We start from the raw sequence: 16,957 nt of genomic DNA on the forward strand, positions 1-16,957 counted from the left end.
GAACCTACGCTCCTTTTTTTATGTGAAAAAGAGTTCACATATTTTTTTATGAAAGAAAAGACTAGCCTTATAGGAAAACTCCTTGTAAAACAAGGAAATATGTAAGATTGTTCTCTTTATGGATATTCATTGTCTATTATAAAACTCTCTTGTATGATATGTATCAGTAACCTTAAGGGAGACCGATACGCTATGAAACAAATACGCGACATTATCATACAGGATTTTAAAAATGTAAAACGAGTACCACTTGTAGCGCTATTATTAGTGGGACTCGCTTTTTTACCAGCTCTTTATGCATGGTTTAATATTGCTGCTTCTTGGGACCCTTATAGTAATACAGAGGGAATAAAAGTGGCGATTGTGAATGAGGATCAAGGAACAACTGTAGAAGGAGAGCCCATTAATGTTGGAGACGAGCTGGTTCACAATTTAGCCGATAACGACAAGATGGGGTGGATATTTGTTGATCGTGATCAAGCAGAGAAAGGGGTACGAGACGGTGAGTACTATGCTAGTGTGTATCTTGATGCCGAGTTTTCTGAGCAATTAACGAGCGTTATTAATGGGGATCCACATGCACCAGAAGTTCGTTATGAAGTGAACGAGAAAATGAATGCAATTGCCCCTAAGATGACCTCTGCTGGTGCATCGGCTGTTGTAGATGAAATTAGTCAGCAATTCCTTGAAGAAGCTTCAAGATCTCTGTTTACTCAACTGAACGACATTGGCATCGAGCTTGAAAACGAATTGCCTACCATTCGGCGAATTGAAAATCTGATTTTTGATCTAGAAGATCGTTTCCCCGAGATTAATGAGTTAGGTGAAACGGTTATTGAACTTCAAAACGACTGGCCAGAATTAAGAGAAAAGCTGGATCGTTTTTTAGCTGTGGAGGAAGAGTTTGATGCCATTAATGAAGGTGCAGATGTTGTTGTCCAAGTCGAAGGTTATTTACCGATGGTTCACCAAGTAGCAGATCGATTAATCGAGGTTGAACAAGTGCTACCGGACGTAGACGACATTGTTGTTCAAGCGGAAGAAATAAACGGTCGATTAGATGAGATAGAAAGTCAACTGACGCAAACAGTAAAATTGCTTACGATTGCGGAAGAAGCGCTCACGAAAGCTAAAGATGCACTTCCTAAAGCAACCGAATTAAGTGGGAATATGGAGCAGTATGCACACCAAATGGTGGATGTGCTAGATGAGCTGGAACGCTCCGTTGATCCAATTGTTCAGTTCATGTCCAATCAAGCCACGATCATTGAACAAACGTCACGTTCTATTTTAGCTGCATTAGAGCAAGTGGAATCAGGTGAAAGCGTTGAGAAAATCATCCCGCAATTAGAGCAAGCAAGTCGGTTGCTCCAATCAAATCAAGAGGCCATTGGGCATGCCATTACGTTTCTTGAACAAGTAAATGAACTATCACCAAATACAGACACCAAATCGCTAATCGATCCATTAGTATCTCTTAATCAACAATTAAATGCGCTACAAAAGCAAGTTGATGACGGGGTTGCTGCTTTAAAATCATCTGGATCGATTGGAGAGAATCAGCTTCAATCCTTACGCGACCACATTGCGACCGTACAGGGAGGTGCGAGTCGCGCCAATGGACTTTTCTCAAATGATGCAGCAACCATGATTAAAGAGGGGATTGGGCAGTTAAAAGCAGATGTAACAAGTGCTGAAGAGACCATTCAACAGCAGCGGGATCGTATACCGCAGCTTGAACAACTTATTGATCAAGCAGATCAAGTTCGAATGGCTGGAGAAGAACAAATTCAATACCTACTAGATGAGTTACCAAACGTTCGAGCGCAATTGCAAGAAGGTATACACTTTATTCAAGAGGAGTTACCGAAGCTTCAGACGCTCATTCATAATGTGAATGCGTTTTTCGCAACCGATTTTCCACGTATTGAAGAGAACATTCATAGTGCAGCAGATTTTGTTCGTACAGATTTGCCGATGATAGAAGATGAGTTGTCAAACGTCATTCAGCTGATTCAAACGAATCTTCCTCAATTCGAAGAAACGTTAGGAGACGTCGCAGCATTTGCAGATGAACAACTGCCAGATTTAGAAAAAACAGTTGGGAATGCGGCTGATCGAATTCGTGACTTTGATGAAAACCATAATTTAAATGATATGGTCGCGCTACTTCGAAATGATATTGAAGAGGAAAGTGCGTTTTTTAGAGAGCCAGTTAAGCTTGTTGAAGAGCAGCTTTATCCAGTACCCAATTACGGTTCTGCTAATGCGCCTTTTTATACGGCGTTGTCTCTTTGGGTAGGTTCTCTCTTGCTCGTTAACTTATTGAAAACAGATGTTCATCCTGAAGATATGCGGGAAGACTATAAGGTTCATCACATTTATCTGGGTCGTTTAGTACTATTTTTAATCATAAGTTTTTTACAAGGAACGATCGTGAGTCTAGGGAACTTATTTCTATTAGGCACATACGCCGCTCATCCAGTTTATTTCGTTCTATTTACATGGTTAATTGGATTTGTGTTTATGACCATCGTGTATACGCTGGCTTCTGTATTTGGAAATATTGGGAAGGCACTAGCCATCGTTTTAATGGTCTTGCAGCTATCAGGCGCAGGAGGCACATTTCCAATTCAAGTGGCCCCACCGTTCTTTCAGGCAATTAATCCATTCTTACCGTTTACCTATGCCATTAATTTGCTAAGGGAAGCTGTTGGAGGAATTGTTTGGTCAACTGCAGCTACTATGATTGGTGTGCTACTTCTTGTCTTTGTACTAGCGTTGTCGTTTGGTTTATTACTAAAAAAACCACTAGCAAAACGGATGCAAGCGACTACGGCTAAATCAAAATCAAGTCGCATGATTGATTGAACAAGCTATTTCGTGTGTCTCTCCTTATATAAAAAGGTTTTCTTTTCATGAAAACAGGAATGAAAAAGAAAAAGGGTGTAAAGGAGAGATGAGCAAATGACAGAGCCTATTTATGGAAATACGCCGCCTTTCTTAGGGGCTAAAAATGGAACGGTTGAGAGGATAAAGGATGCAGATGTTCTCGTATATGGGGTTCCGTGGGAAGGCGCGGTGACATGGGGGGATTATACAGGGTGCGAATTGGGCCCAAAAGTGATGCGTCTTTCTTCAGCACGTTATTCGGGGTATTTACCAGAGTTAAACCATATCGACGTGTTTGAACATCTACAATTAGCTGATTTAGGTGATATTGATGTTGTGCCGGCAGATGTAGAAGAAACGATGAAGCGAATTCAAACCTTCTCACGCAATGTCTGGCAAACGGGGGCTTTTCCAATTGCTTTAGGTGGCGATCATGGCATTACGTACCCCATTCTTGCTGGTTTAGCCGAGCAGTATCCAGCTAAAAAAATTGGCATCCTGCATCTAGATGCCCATTACGATAATATGCCGCATCACGAAGGGGAAAAGTATGCACGCTCTACCCCATTTGCTCGTTTGTATGAGCTCGATCAAGTACGAAATGAGAGTTTACTACACATCGGCATACACGGACCACGTAATAAGCCTGAAACAGGTCGATATGCACATGAAGCAGGAGCAAAGACCATTACTAGTAAGGATATAAAAGAAGCGACGAACTTACGCGATTATGCAGCTCGTCTCTATGAAGAAGCTTCAAAAGAGGTTGATATGATTTACCTATCGGTTTGTAGTGATGTATTAGACGTTGCATTTAACCCTGGAGGACCAGTTGATACAAATGGTCTTACCTCTTATGAATTACTGACGCTCGTGCATGAATTTACATCTAGAGGCGTCATTGGAATGGATTTTGTCGAGGTTTACCCTCAGCAAGATGCAAACGATGTTTCTTCACATTTTGCTTCAACCCTTGTGTTGTACGCTTTAGCGGGTCATATTCAAGCAAAAACAAATCGGACGTAAGTGAATGAGCTTGTATGTTCTTTTAACGAGGAGCATGTAAGCTTATTTTTTTGTCCTAGTAAACTAGTAATTGGAAATTTTTTTTGCGTCAATAGGTTGCTAGTATGCGTTTTTTGTCGGTACTATTACAAATGTAATATTACATTTTTGTTACATTGATAGATTAAGAGCGAAATATCGTGTAAAATTTAGTCAATCTTGTCGAAGAAGATCATGTAGTCGTTCATTATAATCATTCATGTCATAACAAACTAGATTTATTTTAAAATTTTGAGGAGGCATTCTCTTGAGCAAATCGAATCTAAACAAATTTTTATTCTCTTCAGCTGTTGTCGCTGGAGTTGTAGCAGTTGCTCCACAAGTGTCAGAAGCAGCAGTAGGTGACCAAACGTTAAAACAAGGTATGTCTCATCAGGATGTAACGGAACTGCAAAACATACTTAAAGAAAAAGGGTTTTTTACATACCATAAAGCAACAGGTTATTTTGGTACATATACACGTGACGCTGTATTGGATTATCAAAAAGAAAACAACCTACGCGTTGACGGAATTGCTGGACCAGAAACGTTCGGTTCACTTTTAGGAAAAGAATCGACTACTAAAGTAGAGAAAAAAGAAACAACAACAACTCAATCAAATTTACTTAGAATTGGTAGCAGAGGAAATGATGTTACAAATCTACAAGACGAATTACGTTCTCTAGGTTATTTTAACCAATCTTCTACTGGTTATTATGGTTCCATTACGCGTGATGCTGTTGTAGCTTTCCAAAAAGCGCAAAATTTACGTTTAGTAGACGGAATTGTTGGTCCAGAAACACGTAGTGCACTAGGTACAGCTGACGCGAAGCCTGCAGCTTCGGAAACGGCATCAACAGAAACAAGTGCGCCAGCTAAGGAAGAGCCTAAACAAGAAGCTACGAAAACAGTAGAAAAAGAGCAAGCGCCAGCTGAAACACCAGCATCTTCTTCTATGCGTGTAGGCGTTCGTGGCGAGAATGTTACGGATCTACAGCAACAGCTTCGTTCATTAGGGTATTTTAATGCAGAACCGACTGGTTATTATGGTGAAATTACGAAAAAAGCCGTAATGGAATTCCAACGTACGAATGGTATTTCTGTTGACGGAATTGCTGGTCCAGCTACAGTACGTACACTTAGTGGCAGCCCGGCATCAGCAAGCACTGGTTCAAGCTCATCTTCTAATGAGAGCACGAGTACGGAATCAAGCTCATCTTCAAACGAGAGCACTAGCACGGAGTCAAACGCATCTTCAAATGATTCGACTGCTTCTGAAAGTACAAGTTCAAATAATACAGCGGCAGCACCGGCTCCTAGCACGAATACAAATACAAACACAAACACAAATAATGCAGCACCTGTAACGAATACAAATACGAGCAATACGTCTACTTCAAGCTCAAGTAACGTTGTATCAGGTTTGATTTCTTCAGCTCAATCTGTTATTGGCGTACCTTACTTATGGGGAGGAACATCTCCTGCTGGATTTGACTGTAGTGGAATGATTCAATATATCTTCCGTCAAAATGGAATCGAACTTCCTCGTACAGCAGCAGCTCAGTGGAACGCTGGTACATCTGTAGGTTCACCAAGCATTGGCGATATTGTCTTCTTTGAGACATATGCAGCTGGTCCAACGCATAACGGAATTTATATTGGGGATAATAAGTTTATTCACACTGGCTCATCTCGCGGTGTAGAAGTCTCAGACTTAAACAACTCCTATTGGGCTCCAAGATATTTAGGCGCTAAACGTTTACACTAAAAGTTACGATACAAACGGGTTATAGATGATTCTTCATCTATACCCGTTTTTTTATATGATCATACATAATTAGACGATTTCCTTTTTTTATAGCTTCTCCTTTCCTTTCATATTAGGAAAAAATCGCTCGTGCTGGAAATCCTCGGAGTGTATCCCAGAAAAAAACGAACATACGCACGTATTTTAACTGGTTGTAGAACGTGTATTCGGGTATAATGTGGGGAAGGAGGTAGGCAGATGAAAAATGAAAAGGCAATCTTATTACTGGATATGGAGTCTTTTTATGCTTCGATTGAACATGCGGAAAACCTTCAGTACGCAGGTAAGCCACTTGTTGTATCAGGAGACCCGAATCGGCGAAGTGGTGTCATTTTGGCTGCCTGCCCCCTTGCGAAAGAAAAAGGCATTCAGAATGCCGAGCGTCTCTATGAAGCGCAACAGAAATGTTCTGATATAGTTGTGGTGAAGCCTCGCATGCAGAAATATGTCGACGTGTCTTTGCGTATTTCTAAGCTATTAGGAGAGTATACGGACTTGGTTGAACCTTACTCCATTGATGAACAATTTATGGATGTCACAGGGAGTCAACGCTTGTTTGGAGCGCCTCAAGAGATTGCATCAGAAATTCAAGAACGTATTAAAGAAGAAATGAATTTAAGAGCCCGAGTAGGAATTGGCGAAAATAAAGTTCTTGCCAAGCTTGCCTGTGACTTATTTGCCAAGAAAAATAAGAGTGGTATCTATACGTTAACAGAAGATATGATGGAGTTAGAGATTTGGCCACGTCCTATTAGTGATTTATTTGGCGTAGGAAAACGAATGGCTATTCACTTTAAAAGTATGGGCATTCGGACAATTGGTCATTTAGCTCAAACAGAAGGGTCTCGTATAAAAGAAAAGTTCGGTTTACATGGTCAAGTGTTGTGGATGTCAGCAAATGGTATTGATTATTCACCTGTTACTCGAGCAGCCCATGCTGGTAGAAAAGGGTTTGGCAATGGCATGACATTGCCACGGGACTATACGACGAAAGAAGACCTACACGTCGTTTTATTAGAGCTTTGTGAAGAAGTCTGTTCGAGAGCACGTCACGCAGGAAAAATGGGCGCAACAGTAAGTTTAGGATTAAATGGTGCAAGTCATGTGGAGAAGCGAAGTTTTCATCGTCAATTGACGCTTCCAACTGAGACGAACATTACGATGGAAGTCTTTAACGGTGTTAATCAACTTCTTGAACAACACTGGGACGGGTTTCCAGTGAGGAGAGTCAGTGTAGGTATGACAAATCTCCAAAGCGACCAAAATTGGCAGATGAGTTTACTGGACGATAATCAAAATCGTGATCGGCTGTCGCAAATTGGCTATGTTATGGATCATATTCGTGATAAATATGGGAAAGTGGCGATTCAGCGAGCCTCATCTTTAAAACAGGCTTCTCAATTAGTAGACCGAAGCAAAAAAATTGGTGGTCATTACAAATAAAAAAGTGCCTGTTTTATTTAACAGGCACTTCTTCTACAAGATCTTCAACTTCCAAAAGAGCAGTCATAAGTTTAATAAAGGTTAACTCATCAAGGTATTCTTCGCTTGTACGAATAGATGCTTCGAATATACGTTGATCTTCACGTTCTTTAATGAGTGTCGCACTTTTAAATGTGTCGTCTTCATTCATCTCGACAAATACATAGTCAAAGAAATCAAACATAGGATACGCCTCAGCAGATAATTCTTCATTGGCAGAACGTAAAGCGCTAATATGCAAATCCAATGGAATATCAGGGTGCGTAAGTCCAATAATTAACGTAATTGGTTGAAAATCTGCATCTTCCCGATTCGTAAAGCTATAAGAATGCTCTCCTAAAGAACGCTTTTGATAGCCTTCAGGTAAATAAATGCTAAAAGTATTGAAAAGGGTGAAATGGTCAACAGAGAATGCGAATTCCTCATCTTCGTACAGCGCTGTGAAGACGGTTTGTTCTTTTTCAAAAGTCTGGTCGTTTTCGTCATAAGAAGAGCGATCTTGTAATTTATCAAGAAGAGCATCGGTATCAGCTTCAACTTCAACTTCATCTTCTTGGTCATTAGCGGAGGACAGAATAGCATGAAAAAGACTAACAACCTCTGCGTAGGCATTTGGATCTTCTTCTCTCGATTCAGGTGTATTCAATGTTGCAATATACATATGCTCGGCTTGTTCATCAAAGCGAACGAGACGATGAATGGTTTCATTAGTCGTTTGAATGGTGTAATAGTAGTCGAATGGTAGCTCCGGAAAGCGTTCAAGATCAATATCACTCGGTTCATGAATCGTTGAACGCAAGGATAGCGATGTGTAGTCCCGTTGTTGAGCAAGATCAAAATCAGACGGAAGTGATTCAGTGCGAACAGAGACCTGTAAATGATACGGGAGGTCAGGTGTATTCGTAAACGTTAAAGAATGGTCATTTGCTAATACATCCATTCCTTCGGGTACGATATAGGTCGCATCAAAAGGTGCTGTTACAGCTTGTGCAGATAATATTTTTGTATCATTTCCAGCCGAGAACGAAAGCTCATTTTCGATTTCGTCATAAGGAACATTCTCCTCTTGATCTACAGGTGCTTGAGCGTTGCCTTCATCAATGGCAGAGGGATTAGAGGAATCATTAGGATTTGCTGGAGCAGGACTACTTTCGGGTGTTGTGCAAGCAGCCAGCACCATTACACCAAAAAGAACACTCACAAGTCGCAATACCACGCGAATAGTGAAGGGTGTTTTCATCGAAAGTTCCTCCGTTTAAGTCAAATTTTTGTATTAAAAATCTTTTCCTATCTTACCATGAAAACGGATGCGAAAGTATGAAAGATTTTGTACGTGCTATAAAAGCACATCCTTGTATTCAGGGTGTTGATCAAACTGTTTTTTGGCGTAAGGACATACTGGGTCGATCTTCTGCTTCTGTGTACGAGCATCGTCCACGAGAGATGAAACGAGTTTAGCTCCTAATCCTTGTTCCCGGTACTCTGGATCGACAAATGTATGAGTAATAGTAAGAGCTTCTTTTTCTTTTGTAAAAGTGAGTTCTGCAATTGGTTGTGAAGCTGCTTTTCCCATCCAATAGCGATTAGTAGACTTTTGTATCTCCATGGCGTGTCACTCTTTCTTAGTTAGATTTTTCAATGCACTATAAGAGTCTAGTTCGCTAACATATGTATTTATCTCTTATACCCGTCAGGCTATGATTTAATCGTACGAGTATAGTGTCAACGATAAAAATGCAGGCTATACATGAAAACCTAAAAAGCTTTGGCGTCAATGCCAAAGCTCTTAACCGGTTACTCTGCTAGTTGTCTTGCTCGATGAGACTGCCATCTCCACGAATCCTCACACATTTCTCCTAACCCACGCTCTGCTTTCCACTCTAACTCGCGTTCTGCTTTTGAGGCGTCTGCATACGTCACAGGTGCATCTCCTGGGCGTCGTTCCACGATCTTCTTAGGAATGGTTTTTCCTGATGCTTCTTCAAAAGCGGTAACAACTTCTAATACACTGTATCCATTCCCTGTACCAAGGTTATAGGCGTTAGCACCGCTTGTGTCTTCAAGCTTTTCAAGTGCTTTTAAATGACCTAATGCTAAATCAACCACATGAATATAATCGCGAATACATGTACCATCTTCAGTTGGATAATCATCTCCAAAAACGGAAAGCTCTTCTCTTATGCCAACTGCAACTTGTGTAATGTAAGGCATTAAATTATTCGGAATGCCACTCGGTTCTTCACCAATTTTACCGCTCTTATGAGCGCCGATCGGATTAAAATAGCGCAGCAACGAAATGCTCCATTTTTCATCTGTAGCGGCAAGGTCACCCAAAATCTCTTCGATCATAATTTTCGTACGACCATATGGATTGAGTGCTTGAATAGGTGCGTTTTCACGAACAGGCACTTGTTCAGGGATACCGTATACTGTGGCAGATGAACTAAAAACCAATTTATAAACACCATGACGTTCCATCGCTTTACATAGCTGAATCGTACTTAGCAAATTTGTTTCGTAATAGTGTAGTGGTTTTTCAACTGATTCTCCAACGGCTTTTAAGCCTGCGAAATGAATAACTGCGTCAATCGTATGGTTGTCAAAGATTTGATCCAAACCGTTTGCATCTAACAAATTTGTTGGGTAGTAGGTAAGTGATTTACCAGAGATCGCTTCAACTTCCCTTAACGTCTCTTCACGACTATTTGCAAGATTGTCAACGACAATGACGTCATAGCCAGCTTGTAATAACTCTACACATGTATGGCTGCCTATATAACCGGCGCCTCCTGTAACAAGAATCGACATGAACAAAACTCCTTCTTAATAGATGAGATTAGGTTCAGTATAGCAAAGAAAAGGAAACAACAAAATAGCTAGCTATTTCATGCGCGGTTAGGGAAAAACATGGTATGATAGATTGAAAGAAGTGGAAATAAAGGGGGACCGTCATGGAAAGAGAGAAACAATGGCATGACCGGATTGATTATACTTTGCTATTCCTTGTTTTTTTGCTTTTATGTATAAGTGCAATGGCCATTTATGCAGGGACGACTAGTCAATATGTAGATGAGGCTTATCGGCATGTATACATGTTATCGCAAGCGCGTTGGATGCTTATTGGAGCAGTGCTAATTGTTATTATCATGTTTTTAGATTACGAATATTTTAAATATTTAACGATTCCGGCTTATACTTTTGGAATGATACTCTTATTAATTGTAGAATTTTTTGGGGTGTCAAGGAATGAAGCTACGAGATGGATTGGAATTAATAATACGCCTATCTATCAACCATCAGAGATTATGAAAATTATATTAGTGCTAGCATTAGCGCATCTTGTTATGTATTTGAACAAACGCTTTAAAGAGCAAAACCTAAAAACGGACTTAATGAAACTGGGACTGATCTTAGCCGTTAGTTTGCCACCTATTTTCTTAGTATTAAAACAACCTGATCTTGGTTCAGCCCTTGTTCTCGTGTCAATTGTGGCAGTAGCCATACTTGTATCCAATATGTCGATGAAGATTATTCTTACATTAGTGGGTATGGCAACAGCTTTTATTGCCCTTGTCTTTTATTTATTTTTTAACTATGTCGATTTACTTATCGAATGGGAACTATTAGAACCACATCAACTTGTACGCATCTATGGATGGTTATATCCAGAAGAATATGCAACGAGCTACGCTATGCAAACGCTAGGGGCAACGACCGGTATTGGGTCTGGTCAACTACTAGGCGTTGGTTTCTTGAACAGTGTGCAAGCAGCAAATGCTGCGATCCCCGAAATGCATACAGACTTTATTTTTGCCGTAATAGGGGAAGAGTTTGGCTTCGTTGGTTCAACACTTGTTATTTGTGTGTTTTTCCTGCTTATTTACCGCATGATTATGTTAGCGATGGCGTGTAAAGATTTATATGGAACTTATATGATTGCAGGTATTGCTGGGATGCTAACGTTTCAAATTTTTCAAAACATCGCTATGACAGTGGGTTTGATGCCAGTCACAGGTATTGCTCTACCTTTTTTAAGCTACGGTGGGAGTGCATTGATGACCAATATGATTGCCATTGGGATTGTTTTAAATATTGGGATGAGACAGAAGAGCTATATGTTTGAACCTTCCAAAGAGGCGGCCAAGTTAAATGAGTTAAACGGAAGGCATGCATAAAGAAGCTTGCTATGCTACGGCATAGCAAGCTTCTTAAATTAGTTCAGTGCAGATAATGCGTCTGTTCGTTGTTCACTACCTCCAACGATTTCAAAGGCTTTACCGAAAGTAGCTTCATTTGTTAATGCTTCAATTAATACAGCTGCCACATCAGCTCTTGATATAGAGCTATCTGAGAGTTGCTCAAATGCAGCTTTAGCTTGAATAGTGCCTGCTGCCTTGTCGTTTGTTAAAACTCCTGGACGTACAATGCTATAAGATAATGATGTTGACATGAGTACTTGATCTGCGACTGCTTTGGCAACCATATAGTGTTTAATTTTGTCTGGCTGGGCATCTGGATTCCCTGCCCCGATGGAACTTAACTGAACAAACTGCTTAATAGATGCGTCTTCTGCGTAACGAAATGCTTTAATGGCACCCCATAAATCAACAGTTAGCGTCTTATCCGCTCCCGTTGATCCACCAGAACCAGCTGCGAATATGACCGCATCCGCTTGTGTGAATGCTTCACTAAAATCATCTTCTAAATCGGCAATCACGACGTTATCTGCTCCTAGCTCTTTCATCGTCTCGACTTGTTCCTGTTTTCGAACCATGGCAATTGATGTATGTTCGCTTTCCTGCAATTGTTGAATAAGGTGTTTACCGACTTGGCCATTCGCTCCTATAACGAGTACGTTCATGAGTGTTATTCCTCCTAAGGTATTCACTGATGTGTGTATTGGATTCCCAAGGAGAACATTTTTAAAACCTCCAAGTTTATAACGAGTCGGTGGATATACCGTACCAAAAAATCGTCCAAGCTTCTTTAAACCGCCGTTGAAAGTCATCGTCTTCATAGATGAAACTTTCGGTAAAAAGCCCATCAAGCAGGCAGAAATAGGCTGAACGAAACATTTGTTCAGGTATAAGTTTAAACCGCTTTTCTTTTTGCCCTTGTTGAAAAAGCTCGTGAAGGGTGCGGTGAATTGCTTCATCTCCTTTTAAAACAATGGAATGAACGTCTTGTTTGAGATCAGCTGGTGGAAACAACATGAATCGTTTATACATAGCACCTTCTTGTTCGTACATAATAAAATCACAGCTATTTTTTAATACATGATAAAGCCTTGTTTTACTCTCTGACGTTTCATACTGTGCTGCAGTTGTTGCAATGGTATCAACAAGTTGGTTTGTAATTCGTTCGCATAGAAGTAAATAGAGCTCGGCTTTGCTTTTGAAGTGATTGTACATAGATGGTTTTTGAATGCCAACTTCTTTTGCAATCTGAGCTAACGTGGTTCCTTCATATCCATGTTTTGAAAAAGAGTGACGTGCGACGTTCATGATTCGTGCTTTTGTATTCATTGTGTCATCCTTTCGGAAAAAAGATTGTCAATATAGTTAAAGCGTGGTATACTAACTACCGTTAGTTAGTATAATGAATAGATAAAGGTGCGTGACTTTATATGTGGTTGTTCGTAATTATAGCAGGTATCTTTGAAGTCGGTTGGGCAACGGGTCTTAAGTATGCAAGTACACCGTTTGAATGGGGGCTGACAGCCATTGGAATCGTCGTCAGCTTTACGTTACTTGTCCGTGCTGCAACGGTATTACCGACGAGTACAGTATACGCAATATTTGTAGCACTTGGTACCGTTGGAACAGTATTTGTTGATATTTTTCTATTTGGTGCATCGTTTAATCTATGGATGCTCTTTTTTATTGTTGTTTTACTCGCAGGGGTATTAGGATTAAAACTTGTCACTGGTACTAAAAAGGTTGAAGGGGTGGATGAAGCATGAGTTGGATCATGTTAATCATCGCCGGTATCTTTGAAGTAATAGGCGTGAGTGGGATTCAGATGATTGCAAAAGGAGAAAAGAAAAAGGGTTTTAGTATCTTAATTGTTGGCTTTATTATAAGCTTCACCCTTTTAGGATTAGCAATGGAAACCATCCCTCTCGGTGTGGCATATGCAGTGTGGACTGGAATCGGTACAGTCGGTAGTGCGCTAGTTGGGATGTTCTTTTACAATGAATCAAAAGATCGCTTAAGGCTATTCTTTATCGGTCTTGTAGTTATTGCCGTTATAGGTTTACGGTTAGTATCTTAGAAGGAAAAAGGAGCGCATTATGCGCTCCTTTTTTGTGTTGCTTTATAAATCAAGGTGGCTACGCATTTCGTCTCGTACACGCGCTTTTTCTTCCTCACTTACAATGGCATACCATAAGCCGTCAATCGTCTGTCCTGTATAATTCACTTCAATTTGCTCCACTTGGTCAAGTGCATCAATATAGTCAGACTGGTAGGACCACATATCCCCTAATGCTAAATCAGTTCGAACAGTAGAACCTAATACATCGAGAATATCCCCAGCTTTCGTAATCGAACTGAGGGAAGCAGCTTCATTCATTAATGCTTCGATTACATCCCGTTGTCGGTTGGCGCGTCCTGCATCGCCGCGAGGGTCGTCATAGCGCATGCGTGTATACTTTAGTGCTTCCTCCCCGTTCAATGCAATGGTTCCTTCAGGAAATTGAGAGCCATCCATTGTAAAGGAAAGATCATTGTAGACTTCAACTCCATTAAACGCATCAATAAGGCGAGTGAACCCTTCCATATTAATGCCGGCGTAGTGATCAATAGGGATGTTAAACGCTTCTTCAATTGTGTTAATTAACATTTCTGCACCACCGTATGCGTGGGCATGGTTAATTTTTTCTGTTGTTCCTCTACCAACAATGTCCACACGTGTATCACGCGGAATGGACAACATTTTCGTTGATCGTTCTGCTGGATTGAGTGTCATAACGATAATGGAATCTGAACGTCCAACGACATCTTCTTCGCGACCAGGTGTATGGTCAACGCCAGCTAGTAAAATGGAAATTGGTTCTCCTTCTTGAATTTCATTTTCACGAATAGGTGAAGACCCTTGACGATCACCAAGTGGCTCATACATTTGATTAGCAGTTGTTCGTATATCATTAAAGATATAAAGGCCAACTCCAATGACGACTAAAAAAAGGATGCCAAAAATTAGTGCGGTTACTTTTAATGCCGTTTTTTTCTTCATTTAAAAACGCCTTTCTACTATTAAAATGGTAAATATAACGATCTATGTATTCATTCTCTCTTATTAGAATAAAAGAAGCTGATCATAAGAACAAGAACATTTTGTTGTAATGTTTAGTGAAAAGTTCGCTTTCCTGGTCTACAAATACAACAGATGCGGTCTAATCCTGTATGAAACTGTAGAATTAGCAATAAAAATGACGATGATTTATCAATATTGTTAGTCAAATTATGATATAATTCGATTTGAGTTATGGGATATGTTTAGGAGGTTAGCGATTAGATGGAAGAAACGATAAGTTTGAAAGAAATCTTTCAAACATTAAAACAACGCTGGAAATTGCTCGTTGCGATTCCGTTGTTAGCAATGTTAGCTGGTACGTTAGTAAGTGTTTTTGTCCTTACTCCAAAATACGAACGTTCTGCAGAATTATTAATTTATCAAGCAGGTACAGAGGAAGGCGTAACTCAAAACGATGTTCGAACAAGTTTAGAGCTCGTCGGTACATACACGCAGATTATTAAAAGTCCTCGTATTTTAAATGATGTGATTGAAAATGGAAACTTGGATTATAGTCTTAGTACACTTCAAAATATGGTGTCTGTGACAAATCAAAACAATTCCCAAGTGTTACTCGTAACGGTTGAAGCAGACAAGCCAGAGGAAGCAACAGCCATTGTAAATGAAATTTCTACTGTATTTGAAACGCAAATCCCAGATATTTTAAGCACAGATAATGTAACGATCTTATCAGAGGCTGTAGTTGGTGAAAATCCGTCACCATCAAGCCCTAATACGATTTTAAATATGGCGATTGCGTTTGTAGTTGGATTAATGGGAGCAGTAGGGTTAGCATTTTTACTTGAATACTTAGATACAACAGTGAAATCAGAAAAGGATATTGAAAAGATCCTAGATCTGCCTGTTCTCGGCGTAGTCTCAACGATGGATGCTGTTGAACCGACGAGGAAATCGTCATAGCTTAAGAAAGTAGGTGACTTATGGTCAGGTCAACTCGCACGAAAAAAGGTCAAGGACAAAAAAAACGCCAGCTTATTGCAGATGTAAATAAACACTCGCCAATAACGGAGCAATATCGGAATATCCGTACAAATATTGAATACTCTGCTATCGATACAGATATACATTCTCTTTTAATTACCTCTGCTGGTCCAGGAGAAGGGAAGTCAACGACTGCTTCTAACCTCGCAGTTGTTATGGGACAAAACGGACAACGTGTTTTATTAATTGATGCGGATATGAGAAAGCCTACCGCTCATTATACATTCAGCTTGATGAACACCCATGGTTTAACAAATGTACTAACAAGGCAGCAGAAGCTAGTGGATGTAGCACAGGAAACGTCCATTGAAAATGTTAGCCTATTAACGTGTGGACCAGTTCCGCCAAACCCAGCTGAGCTTTTAAACTCAAAAATGATGGAAATGGTTATTAAAGAAGCATGTGAGAACTTTGATATGGTTATCATTGATACGCCGCCCGTTATGGCTGTAGCAGATGCTCAAATTTTATCTAGTAAAGTGGATGGCACGATTATCGTGACATCAAGTGGCAAAACAGACCGCGATCAGCTTGAGCAGACAAAAGGGAATCTAGTAAAAGCAAAAGCGAACATACTAGGTGTGGTACTTAACAACAAGCCAATCGATCAGAATACGTATTACTATTATCAATAAAGGAAAAAGGGGAGAGCTGGATGATTGACATTCATAGCCATATCTTACCCGGGCTTGATGATGGGGCTAAGACAATTGAGGACAGTATCGCAATTGCAGAGCAAGCAGTAAGCGAAGGGATTACAGCAATGGTGGCAACACCTCATCATCAGCATCCGAATTTCACTCTGCTAGATGGATCGTTCTTACACGATGCGGTGGCGGAGTTAAATGACGAGCTAAACAAACAAGGTATACCTTTAACGGTTTTGGCCGGTCAGGAAATACGTTTGTATGGGGATGTGCTAAGCGACCTTGCGTCGGGTTCTAGCTTAAGTTTGGCAAACAGCAAATATGTTCTTGTGGAATTTCCTTCAAATGATATACCGGTTTATGCAACTCGTTTGTTCTATGAACTGGGTTCTCAAGGGTATATTCCAATTATTGCACACCCAGAGCGGAACAAGGTGATTATGGAATCGCCAAACAAACTATATGAGCTCATTAAAAACGGTGCCCTCGCCCAGTTAACATCATCTAGTTTAACTGGATATTTTGGAAAAGAGATTCAAACGTTAAGCGAGCAACTCATTGAAGCGAATCTTGTTCATGTCATTGCATCTGATGTTCATAATACATCGAATCGCACGTTACGAATGCAGGAAGCATATCAAGTTGTAGAAGATCGATTTGGTTCTCAATTACTGTTTGAATACAAGGAAAATGCTCGCTTAATTGTTGAAAATAAGCATATTTACCTTGAGCCTCCTGAACGAGTTACAAAAAAAAGAAAGAAGTTATTTGGTTTGTTTTAAGATCT

Annotated in this window: 16 protein-coding genes; 10 read left to right on the forward strand and 6 right to left on the reverse strand. The window is 40.2% G+C overall.

Features of this window, described 5'->3' with window-relative positions; genetic code table 11:
• The first annotated feature begins 192 nt into the window (after positions 1 to 192).
• From BK583_RS02070 to BK583_RS02085, 4 genes are all read left to right on the forward strand, one after another.
• On the forward strand, positions 193 to 2,871 hold the full coding sequence (locus BK583_RS02070) for a YhgE/Pip domain-containing protein (protein ID WP_055735428.1): 2,679 nt from the start codon (positions 193 to 195) through the stop codon (positions 2,869 to 2,871).
• 96 nt (positions 2,872 to 2,967) lie between these two features.
• Positions 2,968 to 3,918 carry an agmatinase family protein gene (locus BK583_RS02075; RefSeq protein ID WP_038484007.1) on the forward strand — a complete coding sequence of 317 codons (951 nt, stop codon included), beginning with the start codon at positions 2,968 to 2,970 and terminating at the stop codon, positions 3,916 to 3,918.
• Between the two features lie 286 nt (positions 3,919 to 4,204).
• The gene (locus BK583_RS02080) at positions 4,205 to 5,704 is read left to right on the forward strand and encodes a peptidoglycan-binding protein (protein ID WP_038484004.1); all 1,500 of its coding nucleotides are present in this window, start codon (positions 4,205 to 4,207) and stop codon (positions 5,702 to 5,704) included.
• Positions 5,705 to 5,941: 237 nt separating this feature from the next.
• The gene (locus BK583_RS02085) at positions 5,942 to 7,186 is read left to right on the forward strand and encodes a DNA polymerase IV (protein WP_038484001.1); all 1,245 of its coding nucleotides are present in this window, start codon (positions 5,942 to 5,944) and stop codon (positions 7,184 to 7,186) included.
• A gap of 13 nt (positions 7,187 to 7,199) precedes the next feature.
• Here the strand turns inward: BK583_RS02085 and BK583_RS02090 are convergent, their stop codons facing one another.
• The 3 genes from BK583_RS02090 to galE form a co-directional block, all read right to left on the reverse strand.
• Positions 7,200 to 8,465, reverse strand: coding sequence for a hypothetical protein (locus BK583_RS02090; RefSeq protein ID WP_055735427.1), 1,266 nt, complete (start codon positions 8,463 to 8,465; stop codon positions 7,200 to 7,202).
• Between the two features lie 96 nt (positions 8,466 to 8,561).
• Positions 8,562 to 8,831: a GNAT family N-acetyltransferase gene (locus tag BK583_RS02095; protein ID WP_038483997.1), complete on the reverse strand. Its 270-nt coding sequence runs from the start codon at positions 8,829 to 8,831 to the stop codon at positions 8,562 to 8,564.
• 188 nt (positions 8,832 to 9,019) lie between these two features.
• Positions 9,020 to 10,033, reverse strand: a complete 1,014-nt coding sequence (gene galE / locus BK583_RS02100) for a UDP-glucose 4-epimerase GalE (RefSeq protein ID WP_055735426.1) — start codon at positions 10,031 to 10,033, stop codon at positions 9,020 to 9,022.
• Between the two features lie 143 nt (positions 10,034 to 10,176).
• On the opposite strand from galE, the gene BK583_RS02105 reads away from it, so the two are divergent.
• Positions 10,177 to 11,400, forward strand: coding sequence for an FtsW/RodA/SpoVE family cell cycle protein (locus BK583_RS02105; RefSeq protein WP_055735425.1), 1,224 nt, complete (start codon positions 10,177 to 10,179; stop codon positions 11,398 to 11,400).
• A 38-nt stretch (positions 11,401 to 11,438) separates the two neighbouring features.
• On the opposite strand, the gene BK583_RS02110 is transcribed toward BK583_RS02105, so the two are convergent.
• Both BK583_RS02110 and BK583_RS02115 read right to left on the reverse strand, forming a co-directional pair.
• A complete protein-coding gene (locus tag BK583_RS02110; RefSeq protein WP_055735424.1) occupies positions 11,439 to 12,086 on the reverse strand; it encodes an SDR family oxidoreductase in 648 nt (215 codons plus the stop codon).
• Between the two features lie 76 nt (positions 12,087 to 12,162).
• Positions 12,163 to 12,750, reverse strand: a complete 588-nt coding sequence (locus BK583_RS02115; protein ID WP_055735423.1) for a TetR/AcrR family transcriptional regulator — start codon at positions 12,748 to 12,750, stop codon at positions 12,163 to 12,165.
• Positions 12,751 to 12,851: 101 nt separating this feature from the next.
• On the opposite strand from BK583_RS02115, the gene BK583_RS02120 reads away from it, so the two are divergent.
• Together BK583_RS02120 and BK583_RS02125 are read left to right on the forward strand one after the other, a co-directional pair.
• A complete protein-coding gene (locus BK583_RS02120) occupies positions 12,852 to 13,187 on the forward strand; it encodes a DMT family transporter (RefSeq protein WP_055735422.1) in 336 nt (111 codons plus the stop codon).
• Complete coding sequence (locus tag BK583_RS02125) at positions 13,184 to 13,498, forward strand: DMT family transporter (protein WP_055735421.1); 315 nt, start codon at positions 13,184 to 13,186, stop codon at positions 13,496 to 13,498. Before BK583_RS02120 ends, BK583_RS02125 begins: the two co-directional genes overlap by 4 nt.
• 42 nt (positions 13,499 to 13,540) lie before the next feature.
• Here the strand turns inward: BK583_RS02125 and BK583_RS02130 are convergent, their stop codons facing one another.
• Positions 13,541 to 14,461: an LCP family glycopolymer transferase gene (locus tag BK583_RS02130; protein ID WP_038483979.1), complete on the reverse strand. Its 921-nt coding sequence runs from the start codon at positions 14,459 to 14,461 to the stop codon at positions 13,541 to 13,543.
• A gap of 282 nt (positions 14,462 to 14,743) precedes the next feature.
• Between BK583_RS02130 and BK583_RS02135 the strand changes: the two genes are divergently transcribed.
• From BK583_RS02135 to BK583_RS02145, 3 genes are read left to right on the forward strand one after another with little or no spacing between them, the layout of a single operon-like run.
• The gene (locus BK583_RS02135) at positions 14,744 to 15,442 is read left to right on the forward strand and encodes a YveK family protein (protein WP_038483976.1); all 699 of its coding nucleotides are present in this window, start codon (positions 14,744 to 14,746) and stop codon (positions 15,440 to 15,442) included.
• A gap of 20 nt (positions 15,443 to 15,462) precedes the next feature.
• Positions 15,463 to 16,158 carry a CpsD/CapB family tyrosine-protein kinase gene (locus BK583_RS02140; RefSeq protein ID WP_055735420.1) on the forward strand — a complete coding sequence of 232 codons (696 nt, stop codon included), beginning with the start codon at positions 15,463 to 15,465 and terminating at the stop codon, positions 16,156 to 16,158.
• A gap of 20 nt (positions 16,159 to 16,178) precedes the next feature.
• Complete coding sequence (locus BK583_RS02145; RefSeq protein ID WP_038483969.1) at positions 16,179 to 16,952, forward strand: tyrosine-protein phosphatase; 774 nt, start codon at positions 16,179 to 16,181, stop codon at positions 16,950 to 16,952.
• Positions 16,953 to 16,957 lie beyond the last annotated feature (5 nt).

Source organism: Shouchella oshimensis (assembly GCF_002019765.1).
Lineage (GTDB): Bacteria > Bacillota > Bacilli > Bacillales > Bacillaceae_D > Shouchella > Shouchella oshimensis.

Excerpts from the sequence above, each read along its gene's own strand:
- BK583_RS02070 (WP_055735428.1), top strand. The coding sequence starts at position 193 with ATGAAACAAATACGCGACATTATCATACAGGATTTTAAAAATGTAAAA.
- BK583_RS02075 (WP_038484007.1), top strand. The coding sequence starts at position 2,968 with ATGACAGAGCCTATTTATGGAAATACGCCGCCTTTCTTAGGGGCTAAA.
- BK583_RS02085 (WP_038484001.1), top strand. The coding sequence starts at position 5,942 with ATGAAAAATGAAAAGGCAATCTTATTACTGGATATGGAGTCTTTTTAT.
- BK583_RS02090 (WP_055735427.1), bottom strand. The coding sequence starts at position 8,465 with ATGAAAACACCCTTCACTATTCGCGTGGTATTGCGACTTGTGAGTGTT.
- BK583_RS02095 (WP_038483997.1), bottom strand. The coding sequence starts at position 8,831 with ATGGAGATACAAAAGTCTACTAATCGCTATTGGATGGGAAAAGCAGCT.
- galE (WP_055735426.1), bottom strand. The coding sequence starts at position 10,033 with ATGTCGATTCTTGTTACAGGAGGCGCCGGTTATATAGGCAGCCATACA.
- BK583_RS02105 (WP_055735425.1), top strand. The coding sequence starts at position 10,177 with ATGGAAAGAGAGAAACAATGGCATGACCGGATTGATTATACTTTGCTA.
- BK583_RS02110 (WP_055735424.1), bottom strand. The coding sequence starts at position 12,086 with ATGAACGTACTCGTTATAGGAGCGAATGGCCAAGTCGGTAAACACCTT.
- BK583_RS02115 (WP_055735423.1), bottom strand. The coding sequence starts at position 12,750 with ATGAATACAAAAGCACGAATCATGAACGTCGCACGTCACTCTTTTTCA.
- BK583_RS02120 (WP_055735422.1), top strand. The coding sequence starts at position 12,852 with ATGTGGTTGTTCGTAATTATAGCAGGTATCTTTGAAGTCGGTTGGGCA.
- BK583_RS02125 (WP_055735421.1), top strand. The coding sequence starts at position 13,184 with ATGAGTTGGATCATGTTAATCATCGCCGGTATCTTTGAAGTAATAGGC.
- BK583_RS02130 (WP_038483979.1), bottom strand. The coding sequence starts at position 14,461 with ATGAAGAAAAAAACGGCATTAAAAGTAACCGCACTAATTTTTGGCATC.
- BK583_RS02135 (WP_038483976.1), top strand. The coding sequence starts at position 14,744 with ATGGAAGAAACGATAAGTTTGAAAGAAATCTTTCAAACATTAAAACAA.
- BK583_RS02140 (WP_055735420.1), top strand. The coding sequence starts at position 15,463 with ATGGTCAGGTCAACTCGCACGAAAAAAGGTCAAGGACAAAAAAAACGC.
- BK583_RS02145 (WP_038483969.1), top strand. The coding sequence starts at position 16,179 with ATGATTGACATTCATAGCCATATCTTACCCGGGCTTGATGATGGGGCT.